This is a genomic window from Nocardiopsis sp. NPDC050513 (assembly GCF_044457925.1).
Taxonomy (GTDB): Bacteria; Actinomycetota; Actinomycetes; order Streptosporangiales; family Streptosporangiaceae; genus Nocardiopsis.
In genome coordinates, this window is the sequence record NZ_JBITHK010000002.1 from 522,931 (window position 1) to 538,575 (window position 15,645).

The following is a 15,645-nucleotide window of genomic DNA, read 5'->3' on the forward strand; positions in this document are numbered from 1 at the left end:
GCGACCGGGGACTCGGGCGCGGGGCGGGATGCGGGACGGGGCGGCTGCGTCTTGGGTTCCGGTCAGTCGCGCAGGGCGTCGTCGATGAACGCGAACAGCTCCTCCTTGGTCGCGGATTCCAGGTCCCGATCCGTCTCGCCGGTGTGCGAGGAGTGCGTACTCGGCGGGGACAGCCGGTCCAGCAACCCGCGCAGGCGCCGGGCGACGGCCTCACGGTCCAGACCGTCCCCCTCGTGCTCGGCGAGGGCGGTCTCGATTCCGTCGAGCCGCGCCATGACGATCCGCTCGGTGTCCCCGAACATCCACGCCTCCAGCCGGTGTCCGAGCGCCGCGCAGGTCGGGTGGGCGTAGGCCAGCCCGGAGGGCAGTCGCAACCCGGTGAGCACTGCCAGGCGGTTGCGCAGTTCGATCGCGGTCACCGAGTCCAGCCCCAGGTCCTTCAGGCCCCGGTCGGCGTCGAGCGCGCCGCCGGACCGGTAGCCGAGGAGGGCGGCCACCTCGTCGCAGACACGGTCGGTGAGCACTCTCCGGCGCTCCGCGCGCCCCAGACCGGACAGCCGCGACTCCAGGTCGTCCGCCCGGGTCACGCCCGCACCGGTCCCCTCGGCGGCCGTTCGGCCGAAGTCGCCGATGAAGGGGCTCGGGCGGTTGGCGGTCAGGGCGGCGCGGAAGCGCGGCCAGTCGACGTCGGCGATCGCCAGCGCGGTCAGATCGCGGTCGAGCGCATGCCCGAGCGCGGCGACGGCGGCGTCGGGGTCCATGGTCGGCAGACCGTGGCGGCGCAGGAGGTGGGCGACCGCTCCGTCCTCGGCCATGCCCCGTCCCGACCACGCACCCCAGGCCACCGATGTGGCGGGCAGCCCCAGGGCGCGGCGGTGATGCGCCAGCGCCTCGCAGAACGCGTTGCCCGGAGCGTAGTTCCCCTGCCCCGACACCCCGAACACGGCGGAGACGGAGGAGTACAGGACGAAGGCCGACAGATCCAGGTCACGCGTGAGCTCGTGCAGATGCACCGCCCCGTCCGCCTTGGCGCGCAGGGCGCACGCCACCTGATCAGGGGTGAGCGCGTGGACGGGACCGTCGTCCAGTGCCGCGGCCGTGTGCACGACCGCGCGGAGCGGGTACTCCTCGGGCACGGCGGCGAGGACCTCGGCCAGGGCGGCGCGGTCAGCGACGTCGCACGCGGCGAGCGTCACCTTCGCTCCGACCGCGCGGAGTTCCTCCGCCAGTTCCCGGGCCCCGGGAGAGTCCGCTCCCCTGCGGCTGACCAGGAGCAGGTGGTCGGCGCCGCGCCGGGCCAGCCAACGGGCGGTGTGCGCTCCCAGCGCACCCGTTCCCCCTGTGACCAGGACGGTTCCGGACGGCTGCCAGTGTCGGGTGGCTCTGAGACTGCGCATCGGGGCCCGGTCGAGCCGTCTGGCGAGGACTCGCCCGGCCCGGAGCGCCACCTGGTCCTCGCCGTCGGCCGTCTCGCCCGTGAGGACACGGGCGAGCAGTTCCCCGGTCCCGTCGGTGCTCTCGGCGGGCACGTCGACGAGGCCGCCCCAACGGTTGGCGTGCTCGTGGGCGACGACACGTCCGAGGCCCCAGACGAGCGCGGCGGTCGGTTCGGTCACCGGGCCGTCAGCCGGGACCGCACCCCGGGTGAGGCACCACAAAGGGGCGCTGACCCCGGCGTCACCGAGTGCCTGCAGGAGCAGAACCGTGTTCCGGTGCCCCGCCGCACAGGTCGGTCGGGTGACCCTCCCTCCCGGACTCGTCAGGGCGGTCAGGGACAGCACCCCGGCGACCGGTTCGGCTCCACGACGGGCGTCGGCGACCAGGGCGGTCAGCATCCGCCGGTCGAGGGTCCTCGGCAGGTCCACGAACCGAGTCTGGTGGCCCCGGGCGTTCAACGCGGCGACGCAGTCCGCGAGGCTGCCGTCCGGTGCGCCGTGGCCGAACACCAGCCAGGTTCCAGAGGGAGCGGTACGGGCCCGCCACGTCTCCACGGGTACCCACGTCTCACGGTAGGACCAGTCGTCCGGCGAGGGGGCCACGGCTCCGGTACGTCCCGAAACACTGGGGCCCGTTCCTCCGCCCCCGCCCGTGCGCCAGTAGCGCTGGTGCTGGAACGGGTACGTCGGCAGGTCGACGAGGCGACGGCGAACGCCGAAGACCCGTTCCCAGTCGAGCCCGATTCCGTGCGCGTGCGCTTCGGCCAGAGCGGTCGCGAACCGGCGGGGACCGCCCTCGCGCCGGCGGAGGGTACCCAGGACGACGGTGTCGCGCGCGCCCACCGCCTCGGTGGTCTCCCGCAGGGCCGCTCCCAGTACCGGGTGCGGACCGACCTCCAGGAACGCACCGTGACCGGCCGCCAGCAGTGCGCGGGCGGCAGTCTCGAACTCCACTGTGCGTGCCAGCCCCCGGTACCAGTACTCGGCGTCGAGATCGGCACCGGTCAGGTAGTCACCCGTGACGGTGGACAGCATCGGGATTTCCGGCACCCGGGGGGTGATCCCGGCGAGAGCGCCGGCGATCCGCGACCGCAACCGGGCGACGTGCGGGGTGTGCGACGCGTAGTCCACGGGGATCATCCGCGCTTGGACGCCCTCGGTCTCGTACTCCTTGACCAGCGTACGGACCGCCTCGGGATCGCCGGCGACCACCGTGGACTCCGGGGAGTTGACCACGGCCACGTGGAGCGCCTCCCCGTGCGCCGCCAGGCGACCGCGCACCTCAGCGGCCGGTCGCCCGACCGAGGCCATCGCCCCCGTACCCGACAGTTCCCGGATCGCCCTGCTGCGCAGGGCCACGACTCTGGCGGCGTCGTCCAGGGAGAGCGCACCGGCGACGCAGGCGGCGGCGATCTCCCCCTGGGAGTGGCCCACGACGGCGGCGGGGTGCACGCCGTGCGCACGCCACAGCTCCGCGAGCGAGACCATGACCGCCCACAGCGTCGGTTGAACCACGTCCACCCGGTCCAGGCCGGTGGCTCCCTCGCGCAGGACGTCGGTCAGCGACCAGTCGACGTACGGCGCCAGCGCCGCCTCGCACTCGGCCATCCTTCGCGCGAACACGGGGGCGGAGTCCAGAAGTTCCACGGCCATTCCGGGCCACTGGCCGCCCTGACCCGGGAAGACGAACACGGGTCGGTGGTCGCTCCGGGCCGTGCCGGTGACCGCGCCCGGGTGGGTCCGCCCCCGCGCCAACGCGTCGAGCGCCTCCAGGAACCCGGCACGGTCGTCAGCGACGACCACCGCCCGGTGCTCCAACGCGGACCGGGCGGTGGCCAGGGACCAACCGACGTCGGCGGGATCGGCGTCGGGTCGGTCGCGCAGGTGTTCGGCGAGACGCTCCGCCTGGGCGCGCAGGGCGGCCTCGCCGCGCCCCGAGAGGACCCAGGGCAGGGGGCCGGACGGCCGGTCCGAACGCGGCGCCTCCTCAGCGGCGGCCGACGCGCGGTCGTCGCTGGGGGCCTGCTCGACGATGAGGTGGGCGTTGGTCCCACTCATGCCGAACGACGACACCGCCGCCCGCCGAGGCCGATCCGTCCGCGACCAGTCCCGCTGCCCGGTCAACAGCCGCACGGCCCCCGAGGACCAGTCCACATGCGGTGTGGGATCGTCGGCGTGCAGCGTTCTGGGCAACGTCCCGTGCCGCAGGGACAGAACGAGCTTGATGAGCCCGGCGACCCCGGCCGCCGCCTGCGTGTGGCCCACGTTGGACTTGAGGGATCCCAGCCACAGCGGCCGGTCCGCGGGCCGCTCCCGACCATAGGTGGACAACAGCGCCTGGGCCTCGATCGGATCGCCCAGGGTGGTACCCGTGCCGTGCGCCTCCACGACGTCGACGTCCCCGGCGGACAGACCCGCGTCGGCCAGCGCGCGGCGGATCACCCGTTCCTGGGAGGGACCGTTGGGCGCCGTGAGGCCGTTGGACGCCCCGTCCTGGTTCACCGCGCCGCCCCGGATCACCGCCAGGACTCGGCGGCCGTTGCGGCGGGCGTCGGACAGCCGCTCCAGGACGACCATCCCCACGCCCTCGGCGAAGGCGGCGCCGTCCGCCCCCGCACCGAAGGCCTTGGACCGACCGTCGGGAGCCAGCCCACCCAACCGGGTGAACTCGGTGAGCGGCCCCGGCGAGGACATGACGGTGACCCCGCCCGCCAGGGCGAGGGAGCACTCCCCCGCCCGCAGAGCGCGCACGGCCAGGTGAACCGCCACCAGCGACGACGAACACGCCGTGTCCACCGTCAGCGCCGGCCCCGTCAACCCCAGCGTGTACGACAACCGCCCGGACGCCACGCTCAGCGACGTCCCCGTCATCGCCAGCCCGTCCGCCGGCGCCTCGGTCAGTCTCGGACCGTACTCGGGAGCGAGCGCGCCGACGTAGACACCGGTGTCCGAGCCCGCGAGCGAGGAGGGCGCGATCCCGGAGCGCTCCAGGGACTCCCACGCCACCTCCAGCAGCAACCGCTGTTGCGGGTCCATCGCCTCGGCTTCGCGCGGGGAGATACCGAACAGGTCGGCGTCGAAGTCTCCGGCGGCGTCGAGGAAGGAGCCCCGCCTCATCGCCGACCGGGGCTCTCGGCCGCCCTCGCCGAGGAGCGACGCGAGGTCCCACCCCCGGTCGTCCGGCAGCGGGCCCACCGTCTCACGCCCTTGGACGAGCAGGTCCCACAGGTCCTCCGGGGAGTCGATCCCGCCCGGGAGACGGCACCCCGTCCCCACGACGGCGACCGCTTCCCGGGAGCCGGTGTCGTCGAGCTGTTCGCGCAGTCGCGCGTTCTCCTTGAGCGCGGACCTGAGTGCCGCCACCACTCGGTGGTCATCGGACGTCATCTGCTGTCTCCTGTCCACGTGGGGATCGGTGGGCCTCTCCTTGCAGGGCGAGATTCACGAGGTCGTCGACGCCCATCGCGTCGATCCCCGCTCCTTCGGCGTCCAGGGTGAGGTCCTGCTCGTCGATGCTCCTGGGCTGGGGTGTCTCCGGTTCCGCGGGAGACAGCTGGTCGGCCAGGAACCGCGCGAGAGCGTGCGGGGTGGGGTGGTCGAAGACGGCGGTGCCGGGGACCCGGATGCCGAGTGCGGTGCCCAACCGGTTGCGCAGCTCCAGACCGGTGAGGGAGTCGATGCCGAATTCTGTGAAGGGCCGGTGTGCGTCCAGTCGGGACTCACCCGGTTCGTGGCCCAGGGCGACGGCGAGGTGGGTACGCACCTCGACCAGGAGCACACGCTCGCGTTCGGTGTCCGGCAGTGCCGCGACGCGTGCGGCCACGTCCGTGGGCGCCGGCCCAGCCGGAGAGGGCTCGGTGCCCGGCGTCTTCGGGGACGTTGCGCGCCGGGTGGCCAGATCGCGCAGCACGGCGACGTCGGCGCCCATGTCGGCGTCGAACCAGGCGGGCACGGCGTGGACCGTGTCCAGCAGCAGCGCCGCGTCGAGCAGGCGCAGGGCCGCGTCGGGCGGCATGGCCAGCACGCCGCCCCTGCCCATGGCCCTCACCTGCGCCTCGGACATGTGTGCGGTCATGCCGGTGGGACCCGCCCACAGCCCCCACGCGAGGGATGTCGCGGGCAGTCCGCGCTCACGGCGGTGGTGGGCCAGGGCATCGCAGAAGACGTTGCCCGCCGCGTAGCTGGCCTGGCCGCAGTTGCCCAGCACCCCGACGGCCGAGGAGAACAGGACGAAGGATCCCAGGTCCGCGTCCGCGGTGAGTTCGTGCAGGTTCCACGCGGAATCCACCTTGGAGCGCAGGACGCGGTCGATCCGTTCCGGGGTGAGTTCGGTGACCGGGGCGTCGTCGAGCAGACCGGTGGCCTGGACCACCGCGCCCAGGGGCCGGTCCAGGTCCGCGAGCACGTGAGCGAGTTCGGTGCGATCGGCGGCGTCGCAGGCCACGACGCGCACGCGGGCGCCCATGGCGGTCAGTTCGGCGGTGCGGTCGTCCTGCCCGTCCGCGGCGGGCCCGCTCCGGCTGATCAGCAGTAGGTCGCGCACCCCGTAACCGGAGACCAGGTGGCGGGCCAACCGGTGGCCCAGGGTTCCGGTTCCGCCGGTGACCAGGACCGTGCGGTCCTGCGGGAAGGGCGCGGGGACGGTGAGGACCACCTTGCCGACGGTCTCGCCGCGTTGCAGGGCGCGCAGGGCCCGCCCCGCCTCCCGTAGGTCGTAGGTGCTGGTCGGCGGCGCCTGGAGGACACCGCAGCCGAACAGTTCCAGCACCCGGCCGAGCATCTGCCCGATCCGTTCGGGCGCCACGTCGGGGAGGTTGAAGGCCTGGTAGTCGCGTCCGGGATGGGTGGCGGCGACCTCCTCCTGGGAACGGACGTCGGTCTTGCCCATCTCCACGAAGCGTCCGCCGGGCCCTTCCCCGTCCCCGGGGGAGCGCAGGAGCCGCAACGACGCGTCGACGAACTCGCCGCTGAGTGCGTTGAGGACCACGTCCATGCCACGCCCCTCGTTGGCGGCGTGCAGCCGTTTCTCGAACTCCAGGGAGCGGGAGGAGGCCAGCCGCTCCGCGGTGAGTCCGAACTCCTCCAGGACCGCCCACTTGTGCGGGCTGGCGGTGCCGAACACCCGCGCGCCCATGTGGCGGGCGAGCTGGACGGCCGCGGTACCCACTCCGCCCGCCGCCGCGTGCACCAGGACGCTCTCGCCGGGACGTACGGCGGCCAGGTCCACCAACGCGTGGTAGGCGGTGAGGAAGGCGACGGGGACCGCCGCGGCCTGCTCGAAGGTCCAGTCCGCGGGTACGGGGGCCAGGCGGCGCGCGTCGGCGACCGCGACCGGACCGAACGCTCCGTCGAACATGCCGAGAACGCGGTCGCCGAGCGCCAGGTCGCGGACCTCGGAGCCGACCTCCAGGACGATCCCCGCGCCCTCGATGCCCATGCCGGTCTCGCCCTCGACCATGCCGAGCGCCACCACCACGTCACGGAAGTTCACTCCGGCCGCGCGCACGGCCAGACGCACCTCCTGGGGGCCGAGCTCGCGGACGGCCTCACGCGCCGGCAACGGTTCGAGGTCGGCGAGGGAACCGGGGTGACGGGTGTCCAGCCGCCACACCGGCCCCGGAGGGGTGAGACCCCGCGCGCTCTCCACTCGGGCGAGTCGGGGTACCAGCACCGTCCCCGACCGGAGGGCCAGCTGGGGTTCGTCGAGGGCGACGGCCGAGGCCAGCATCCGATGGGAGTCCTCCGACCCGTCCGAGTCGACGAGCACGAGGCGACCGGGATGTTCCCGCTGTGCCGCGCGCAACAGGCCCCACACGGGGGCCGCCGCCAACCCGCTCAGCCGGGTCCCCGGGCCGGTGGGGACCGCCCGCCAGGTCACCACGGCCAACCGGGCGCGGGCGAACCTTCCGTCGGCCAGCCACTCACGGATGGTCTCCAGGACGGAGTCCAGGCCTTCGCGCACGGCGTCGGGAACGGGGGCGTCCTCGGTGTAGACGACCGCGGCGGGAAGTTCGGTGGACACGACCGGCGGTACCGGGGCGTCGGGCCCGAGCGAGGCCATGTCGGGCAGTCCGGCGGGAGCCGACACGTCAGGGTCGGGCACGTCCAGTCGGCGCCATACGACCTCGTACAGTTCCGGGAGGTCGCCTGGTTCCGGAGCCGGGAGGGCGGCCTCGTCCATGGGACGCAGGACCAGTTCCTCGACGCTGAGGACGAGCGTGCCGTGCTCGTCCTCGGCCGCGATCCGGTAGCGCCAAGGGCCGAGTTCGGTGCACCGCACACGGAGCGAGCGTGGCGCGTGGTCGGATCCGCGGGCGGCCACGCGCACTCCAGACCAGGTGAACGGCACCATCGGGCTGTGGTCGTCGGCACCGCCGCGCAGGAGGAGCGCGTGCAGCGCGGCGTCCGTCAGAGCGGGGTGCGGACCGTGCGGGGGAGCGGCCTTGTCCAGGGCGTCGGGGGCGACCACCTCGGCGATGATCTCCCCCTCCCGCGACCGCGCGGAGCGCAGCCCCCGGAAGGCGGGGCCGTAGGAGTGGCCTCGCTGTTCCAGTCGGTCGTAGTCGACCTCCATCGCCGCGGCGCGCTCGTCGGGGACGGCCGGCGTCCGCGCCGGCTCCGGCGTCGGGGGATCGAGCGCGCCCGAGACGTGGCGCGTCCACGCGGCGTCGTCGTCGCCTTCCGGGCGCGCGTGGACGCCCACCTCCCGACGACCGCTCTCGTCGCGGGGCCCGACGATGACCTGGAGGTCGGCGGCACGGTCCCGGCCCAGCACCAGCGGCGTCTCCAACACCAGCTCGGCCAGTGTCTGCGCGCCGACCCGGTGGGCGGCACGCGCGACCAGGTCGACGAAGGTCGTCCCGGAGAGGACGACCCGCCCGAGCAGCCCGTGATCGCGTACCCACGGGTGGTCGGCGGGATCGATCCTGCCCGTGAACACCGTACGCCCGTCCGCGAGGGCCAGGCCGTCGTCGAGCAGGGGGGGTGTCACGGTCGCCGGTTCGGCGGCCGGTGCAGGTTCCGGCACCACCCAGTGGCGCCTGCGTCGGAAGGGCTGGTCCGGGACGGTGACGGGAGCACCCTCGTCGGCGACGCCCTCCAGTACGACGTGGGCGTTGGTCCCGCTGATGCCGAAGGAGGACACCGCGGCCCGGCGCGGCCGGTCCGTGTCCGGCCACGGCTCCGCCTCCCGGAGCAGCCGCAGGCCGCAGTCCTTCCAGTCGATGCCGTCCGTGGGCTCGTCGACGTGCAGGGTGCGGGGCAGTCTCCCGTGCCGCAGCGCCTCCACCGTCTTGATCACTCCGGCCACGCCGGCAGCGGCCTGGGTGTGGCCGATGTTGGACTTGAGCGACCCCAACCGCAGGTCACGACCGTCCACACGTCCCGTGCCGTACACGGTGCTCAGCGCGCGCGCCTCGATCGGGTCACCCAGCCGGGTCCCGGTCCCGTGCGCCTCCACCGCGTCGACCTCGTCAGGCGCCAGCCCCGCCGACTCGAGCGCCTGCCGGATCACCGCCTCCTGAGCCTCGCGGTTGGGTGCGGTCAACCCGTTGCTGGCCCCGTCGGAGTTGATGGCGCTGCCCCTGACCAGTGCCAGCACGGGCCGCCCGTGGCGGCGCGCCTGGGAGGCGCGCTCCAGCAGGAGCATGCCCGCACCCTCGGCCCACGCGGTCCCGTCCGCGCCGGTGCCGAACGCGCGGCAGCGCCCGTCGGGGGACAGACCGCGCTGGGCGGAGAACTCGAGGAACATCCCGGGGGTGGCCATCACCGTGGCCCCTCCGGCCAGGGCCATCGTGCACTCGCCGCGCCGGATGGCCGCGGCCGCCTGGTGCAGCGCCACCAGGGACGCCGAGCAGGCGGTGTCGATGGTGAGCGCTGGACCACGCAGGCCCAGGACGTAGGAGATCCGTCCCGATGCCACACTCAGCGTGCTCCCCGTGAGCCGGTAGCCGCCGTCGCCGCCGACCCCGGGATCGGCCAGGCGCGGCCCGTAGTCGGCGGGCATGGCGCCGACGAACACACCCACACGCTGGTCGCGCAGGTCGTCGGTGGACAGGCCCGCACGGCGGATCGCCTCCCATGACGTCTCCAGCAGCAGGCGCTGCTGGGGGTCCATCGCGTCGGCCTCGCGGGGGCTGATGCCGAAGAAGTCGGCGTCGAACATGTCGGCGTCGTAGAGGAACCCGCCCGAGCGCGTGTAGGTACGCCCCGGGGTGCCTGGTTCGGGGTCGTAGAGGGCGTCGAGGTCCCAGCCCCGGTTGTCCGGGAAGTCCCCGATCGCGTCCACTCCGTCGTCGACCAGGCGCCACAGCTCTTCGGGTGATGTGACGCCGCCTGGCAGTCGGCACGCCATCGCGGTGATCGCGATGGGATCGACGTCGGTCGGAGCGCTCCCGCCGACGGGGGCGGCCGGGATCGGGGATGGCGTGCCGGACGACGCACGGTCGCCGTGGTCTCCGGCCAGGCGGTCCGCGAGCGCCGCGGGGGTCGGCAGGTCGAACAGGACCGTGTCGTCCAGGTGAACGCCGGTCTCCTCCTCCACCAGCTCGGCGAGTTCGACCAGCATGATCGAGTCGAATCCCAGATCACGGAAGGCCCTGCCCTCGTCCGCCTCGGAGAGCTCGCCCCGTTCGAGGATCCTCGCGCACAGTGACGCGACCAGGGCGCGGGTGTCCTCGGGGGCGGCGACCACCGCCCCCGACCGCCCGGCGGTTGCGTCCGCCGTGGCCCGGGAGGCGTGCGCCGGATCCGCCTCGGGCCAGAACCGGGTGCGTTGGAACGGGTAGGTGGGCAGGTCGACGGGACGCGCGTTGGTGCGTGCGAACAGTGCGCCCCAGTCCACGTCCACGCCGCGGGTGAACGCCTGCGCCGCGGCCGTGAGCAGTTGGGCCTGGTCCCCGCGGTCCCTGCGGAGGGTCTCCAGAGCGGTGCCCCGGATGCCCTGCGCTTCCAGGGTGCGCTCGATCGCGTAGGACAGGACCGGGTGCGGACCGACCTCGACGAATGTGGTGTACCCGGCGGCGATGGCGGCTTCGGTCGCCTCGGCGAAGCGGACCGTTCGGCTCAGGTTGCGGTACCAGTACCCGGCGTCGAGGACGGCCTCGCCCTCGGCCAGAGCGGCTCCGGTCAGGGTCGAGAAGAACGGCACACGGGCGGGCCGCGGCGCGATCCCGGCCAGCCGTTCGGCCAGGACGTCGCGGGTCCGCTCGACGTGCGCGGAGTGCGAGGCGTAGTCGACGTCGATCAGGGCGCCGTGCACCCCGTTGTCGACGCAGTCGTCCACGGCGCGGCGCACCGCGACGGAACCTCCGGAGACCACCACGGAGTCCGGACCGTTGACCGCGGCCAGGTACAGGTCGTCCGCTCCCGCGACCACCTCTCGAGCGCGCTCCGGGGTCAGGCCGAGCGAGGCCATGCTCCCGCTGCCCACGAGGGCGGTCAGCGCCCGGCTGCGCAGCGCCACGACCTGTGCGGCGTCGTCCAGCGAGAGTGCTCCCGACACGCATGCGGCGGCGATCTCACCCTGGGAGTGTCCGATGACGGCGGCCGGTCGCACTCCCAGTGCGGCCCACACCCCCGCCAGACCGACCATGACGGCCCACAGGACTGGCTGCACCACGTCCACCCGTGCCCCGGGGCCGATGAAGGAGGGAGCGTGCGGGTCCCCGCGCAGGACCTGGACAAGCGACCAGTCCACGTGCGGGTCCAGGGCGCGCTCGCACTCCAGCACGCGCTTGGTGAACACCTGGGCGAGTGGGCCGTCACCGTCGAGCAGGTCACGGACCATGCCCGCCCACTGGCCGCCCTGACCGGGGAAGACCAGGACCGGCCCCGCACCGTCGGCGGCGGTCCCGGGTTCCCGTTCGGGGCGCACCGACTCCAGTTCGCGCGCGCCGCTGCCTCCGGAGGCGAGGATCACGGCCCGGTGCTCGAACACCGTCCGGGTCGTGGCCAGGGACCGGCCCACGTCCTCGGCACGCAGGCCGGGCCGGGCCGACACGTGTGCGTGCAGGGACGAGGCCTGGGCCCGCAGCGCCGCCTCGGAACGGGCGGACAGCACCCACGGAACCGGGTCGAGGGCACTCTCACCCGTGCCGCCGCTGACCGGCTCCGGCTGGTGCGCGGGCGGGGGGCCGACGATCAGGTGGCAGTTGGTCCCGCCCATGCCGAAGGAGGAAACCCCGGCCAGGGGTGCGTCCGCGGGCCAGGGTTCGCGGCGCAACTGGGGGGCCAGCCGCAGCCGTTCGAGGTCGATGGCGGGGTGGGGGCTGGCGAAGTTGCGGGTGGGCGGCACCTGGCCGTGCGCCACGCTCAGCACGGTCTTGACCAGGCCGACGATGCCCGCCGCACCCTCGAGGTGACCGACGTTGGTCTTGGCCGAACCCACCCGCAGCGCCTCCTCCCGGTCCGGACCGTAGACCGCGCCCAGGGCAGCCGCCTCGACCGGGTCCCCCGTCGGGGTGCCCGTCCCGTGCATCTCGACGTAGGCCACCTGGCCGGGTTCGGCGGAGGCCCGCCGGAGGGCGGCGCGCAGCACCGCTTCCTGCCCGTCGGTGCCGGGTCGAGCCAGGTAGGAGGTGTCCCCCGAGTTGTTGACCGCGCTCCCGCGCAGAACCGCGTGGACGCGGTCGCCGTCGGCCAGGGCCCGGTGCAGGGTCTTCAGCACGACCACGGCACCGCCCTCGCCCCGCGCGTAGCCGTTGGCGCGCGCGTCGAGGGTGTAGCAGTGGGCGTCCGGCGAGAGCCCGCCGAACAGCTCGACGCTCTCGGTGCTCTCCGGCGCCAGGATGAGGTTGACGCCGCCCGCCAGAGCGATACCGCACTCGCCGCGACGCAGGCTCTCCATGGCGATGTGCACGCTGACCAGCGACGAGGACTGGCCGCTGTCGACGGTCAGGCTCGGCCCGGACAGACCGAGCGCGTAGGAGACGCGATTGGCGATCATGCCGCGCTGGGTCCCGGTCAGCGTGTGGTGTCCGATGGCCGGGCCGCCGCCGCGTCCGTGGAGCAGCGCGTAGTCGGAGGCGATCGCGCCGGTGAACACGCCGGTGTCGGAGCCGCGGAGGGAGTCGGGAGCGGTGCGGGCGTTCTCCACCGCCTCCCAGCTCAGTTCGAGCATGAGCCGCTGTTGGGGATCCATCGCCAGCGCCTCGCGGGGGGAGACGCCGAAGAAGGCGGCGTCGAAGTCCTCGGCCCGGTCCAGGAACCCGCCCCACCGGCGGTCGCGCTCGGGCGAGGAGCCGCCCAGCCGCTCCGGAGGCGCGGTGATGGCCTCGCGGCCCTCGCAGAGCAGCCGCCAGAACGCTTCCGGAGTCGACGCTCCGGGCAGTCGGCAGGACAGGCCCACGACGGCGACGGGGGAACCCGAGCTGTCGGCTGTCGAACGGTCACTGATCATCGCGTTTCCTCCGATCGCGTTCCCCGGTCACGCCCTGGGCGGACGGGGACTCCTACGGCACGCGGAGACGGGCGTCCCGTCCCGTGCATATGCACGCGCCCAGCAACCTTTTGCGCAGTTCAGAATGGATGAGGGAGATGGGTGTCACCACGTTCGCGGCCAGTGCGATTCAGCCGCGGTTCCGAGCGGTCGCAACGTACTGGGCAAGACGAAAGGGACACACGCAGGGGTACATGGAACACCCTTCCAGGGCGGCCCGTCTCCGGGGGACAGGAGACCGATCCGCGAATGACAGACACTTAGCACCCAAGCGGTACAGAAGTCTCACTCTCGGCCATGTGTCACTTACAGACACCAACACGAAGGATCGTAACCGCCGCTCATGATGCATGACAACGGCTTCCTCGATTTCGGTCCACCATCGAGAACATTCGGTCAGCGACGTAATCGGATATTCATCTCACTGGTCGGACACCAAGGAGCCCGATGTCCGCCGGGACATCGGGCTCGCGCGCAGGTGGGACGGCAGTCAGTCCCCGTGCCTGTCACGGACCTCCTTGAGGTACTCCGCAGCCAGATCCGGGTCCAGGAGCCAGTTCGCGTAATCCGGCGGATAGTCCCAGCCCCGGATCCACCGGTCCGCCACCTCCGGGTACGCCCTGGCGCCGTCGAGCAGGTCGTAGAAGAACGGCGCCAGGTCGCCCGCGTCCCACAATGTGGAATTCATCTCAGCCCACATCTGGTTGTGCAGTCCGAATTCCCAGAACCGGTCAAAGGCCCTGACCAGGAATTCCTCGTCGAAGGGTCGGTCACCGTGTTGGAGGATGGCCTCCAGGTACGCCCTCGCGCACCGGGTGGAGTTGTTCCAGCTCTGGCCGACGTAGGGGTCCATCGTCACGACCACGTCGGCCATGCCAAGGACACGGCCGCCGGAGGGCAGGACGCCCACGGGGTTGCGCACCTGGGGCGTCAGCTCGTCGATGAGCGCGCTGCGGTGTCCGTCGACCAGGACGGAGTCCTTGACGCGCTCGAAGTAGTCGGGAGCGTACTGCCTGAGCAGATCCTTCATCCGCCGCAGCTGCTCCTCGGGACCGGGGCGGTCCGGCCACGCGTCCATCGGGCCGCCGCGCTTGTCGACCAGGAGCAGGTTGTGGCAGGGGCCGTCCTGTGCCAGGACGGGAATGAACATGATGTTGCCGGCCTCCGCCGCGGAGGCCGCCCAACCGACGTTCTCCTCGCCGTCCTCGTCGGGCCAGACGTCGTAGATCTGCGCCTGCGCGATCGAGCGGGGACGGGCGCCGCTGAACCGGGACTCGTCTGAGTCGAAGAGCTGGCCCAGCTCCCCGTGACCCACGGCGATGATGATGAGCTCGAACATCCGGGAGAAGTAGTCGAGGTCGGTGACGGTGACCCCGTGGATGACCACCTTGCCGCCGCGGTCCTCGAAGTACTCCAGCCAGTCGGCCATCTTGACCCTGCGGTCGACCGCGACGATGTAGTCGTTGTCCATGCCCGTCTTACCCTTGAAAGTCAGCACGGGCCGGTCCCGTCCCGGGTACAGATGCACTCTCTGTTCCCTGATCTGGGGTGACAGGGCACTCCAGAGATCGAGGTCGTGCTCGCGCTCGTAGTTCAGGGCCGTCGGGAAGGTGAACTGGGAGACCGACGCCTTGCCGGTGCGGATCTCCATCGACGACTGCCCCGTGATCACCGTGACGTCGTAGCCTTCGGTCAGCAGCCCATGGGCCAGGTGCAGTCCGGCATGGCCCGCGCCGACGATAAGGATCTTGCGCATCTGTCGCTAACTTTCCTGGGGAATCTACGGGGGCGGTGGGGTCGCCGGGCGGCTCCCCGCCCGTCAGCCGACGGGCTCGCTCGCACGGTTGTGCTGGAGCGCGTACCGGAGCAACGTCTTGAGGACGTCGCCGCCGGAGTTGCGCTGGCGGGCGTCGAAGTCGATGATCGGCACCTCCGGGCTCACCTCCAACGCCTCGCGGACCTGCTCGGCCGAGTAGTCGAGCCGTCCCTCGAACTTGTTCAGCGCGACGATGTAGGGGATGCGCCGGTTCGTCTCGAAGTAGTCCACGGCGTCGAAGGAGTCCGCGAGCCTCCGGCAGTCGACCACGACGACGGCGCCCACCGCGCCGCGGACGAGATCGTCCCACATGAACCAGAAGCGCGCCTGTCCGGGCGTGCCGAACATGTACATGACCAGCTCGTCGTCGATGGTGATGCGACCGAAGTCCATCGCGACGGTGGTCGTCGTCTTGTCGGGTGTGATCGAGGTGTCGTCATGGCCGATGCTCGCCTCGGTCATGATCGCCTCGGTGGTGACCGGTGGAATCTCCGAGACCGAGCTCACCAAGGTCGTCTTGCCGGCGCCGAAGCCACCGGCGATGACGATCTTGCTCGACATCTTCTTGCGATTCGACCTGTTGTCACTGGAAAAGTCGTTCGAGACCACGAAGAGCCCTCTCCAGAACCTGGTTTTCCGATGGACTACTGCCGGTGATGGTCGGGTGGATGTACACCAGGTCCTGCTCGGCCAGGTCGCTGACCAGGACCTGGGTGACACCCAGAGGGATGTTCAGCTCCGCCGACACCTCGGCGAGAGACCGAGTCTCCCGGCACAGTCTGTAGATGTTGATCGACTCCGGCATGAGGGTGCTCGGAGGTTCGTTCCCGGGCTCGGACGTCGAGACCAGGGTCTGCACCATCAGCGGATGCCGCGACCGCGTCCGCCCGCCCGTGAAGGTGAACGGGCGGACGCGGTTACTCCTTCGCCTGCGGAAGCTCATGTCAGTGGCAACC

Annotated in this window: 5 protein-coding genes; all 5 read right to left on the reverse strand. The window is 72.3% G+C overall.

From position 1 onward, the window contains the following. Positions 1-62: 62 nt before the first annotated feature. Complete coding sequence (locus ACIBFB_RS04875; RefSeq protein ID WP_397226269.1) at positions 63-4,823, reverse strand: type I polyketide synthase; 4,761 nt, start codon at positions 4,821-4,823, stop codon at positions 63-65. Continuing rightward, positions 4,810-12,834, reverse strand: coding sequence for a type I polyketide synthase (locus ACIBFB_RS04880; RefSeq protein ID WP_397226271.1), 8,025 nt, complete (start codon positions 12,832-12,834; stop codon positions 4,810-4,812). The genes ACIBFB_RS04875 and ACIBFB_RS04880 overlap by 14 nt, the downstream gene beginning before the upstream one ends. Before the next feature lie 529 nt (positions 12,835-13,363). Then, the gene (locus ACIBFB_RS04885) at positions 13,364-14,629 is read right to left on the reverse strand and encodes a styrene monooxygenase/indole monooxygenase family protein (RefSeq protein WP_397226273.1); all 1,266 of its coding nucleotides are present in this window, start codon (positions 14,627-14,629) and stop codon (positions 13,364-13,366) included. Between the two features lie 63 nt (positions 14,630-14,692). Next, entirely contained in the window at positions 14,693-15,250 is a 558-nt protein-coding gene (locus ACIBFB_RS04890; RefSeq protein WP_397226275.1) for a GTP-binding protein, read from the reverse strand. Between the two features lie 22 nt (positions 15,251-15,272). Then, positions 15,273-15,632: a DUF742 domain-containing protein gene (locus ACIBFB_RS04895; RefSeq protein ID WP_397226277.1), complete on the reverse strand. Its 360-nt coding sequence runs from the start codon at positions 15,630-15,632 to the stop codon at positions 15,273-15,275. Positions 15,633-15,645: the final 13 nt, after the last annotated feature.

What these genes read in the sequence shown, in the direction of transcription:
- ACIBFB_RS04875 (WP_397226269.1), bottom strand. Translation starts at nt 4,823, where the DNA reads ATGACGTCCGATGACCACCGAGTGGTGGCGGCACTCAGGTCCGCGCTC.
- ACIBFB_RS04880 (WP_397226271.1), bottom strand. Translation starts at nt 12,834, where the DNA reads ATGATCAGTGACCGTTCGACAGCCGACAGCTCGGGTTCCCCCGTCGCC.
- ACIBFB_RS04885 (WP_397226273.1), bottom strand. Translation starts at nt 14,629, where the DNA reads ATGCGCAAGATCCTTATCGTCGGCGCGGGCCATGCCGGACTGCACCTG.
- ACIBFB_RS04890 (WP_397226275.1), bottom strand. Translation starts at nt 15,250, where the DNA reads ATGTCGAGCAAGATCGTCATCGCCGGTGGCTTCGGCGCCGGCAAGACG.
- ACIBFB_RS04895 (WP_397226277.1), bottom strand. Translation starts at nt 15,632, where the DNA reads ATGAGCTTCCGCAGGCGAAGGAGTAACCGCGTCCGCCCGTTCACCTTC.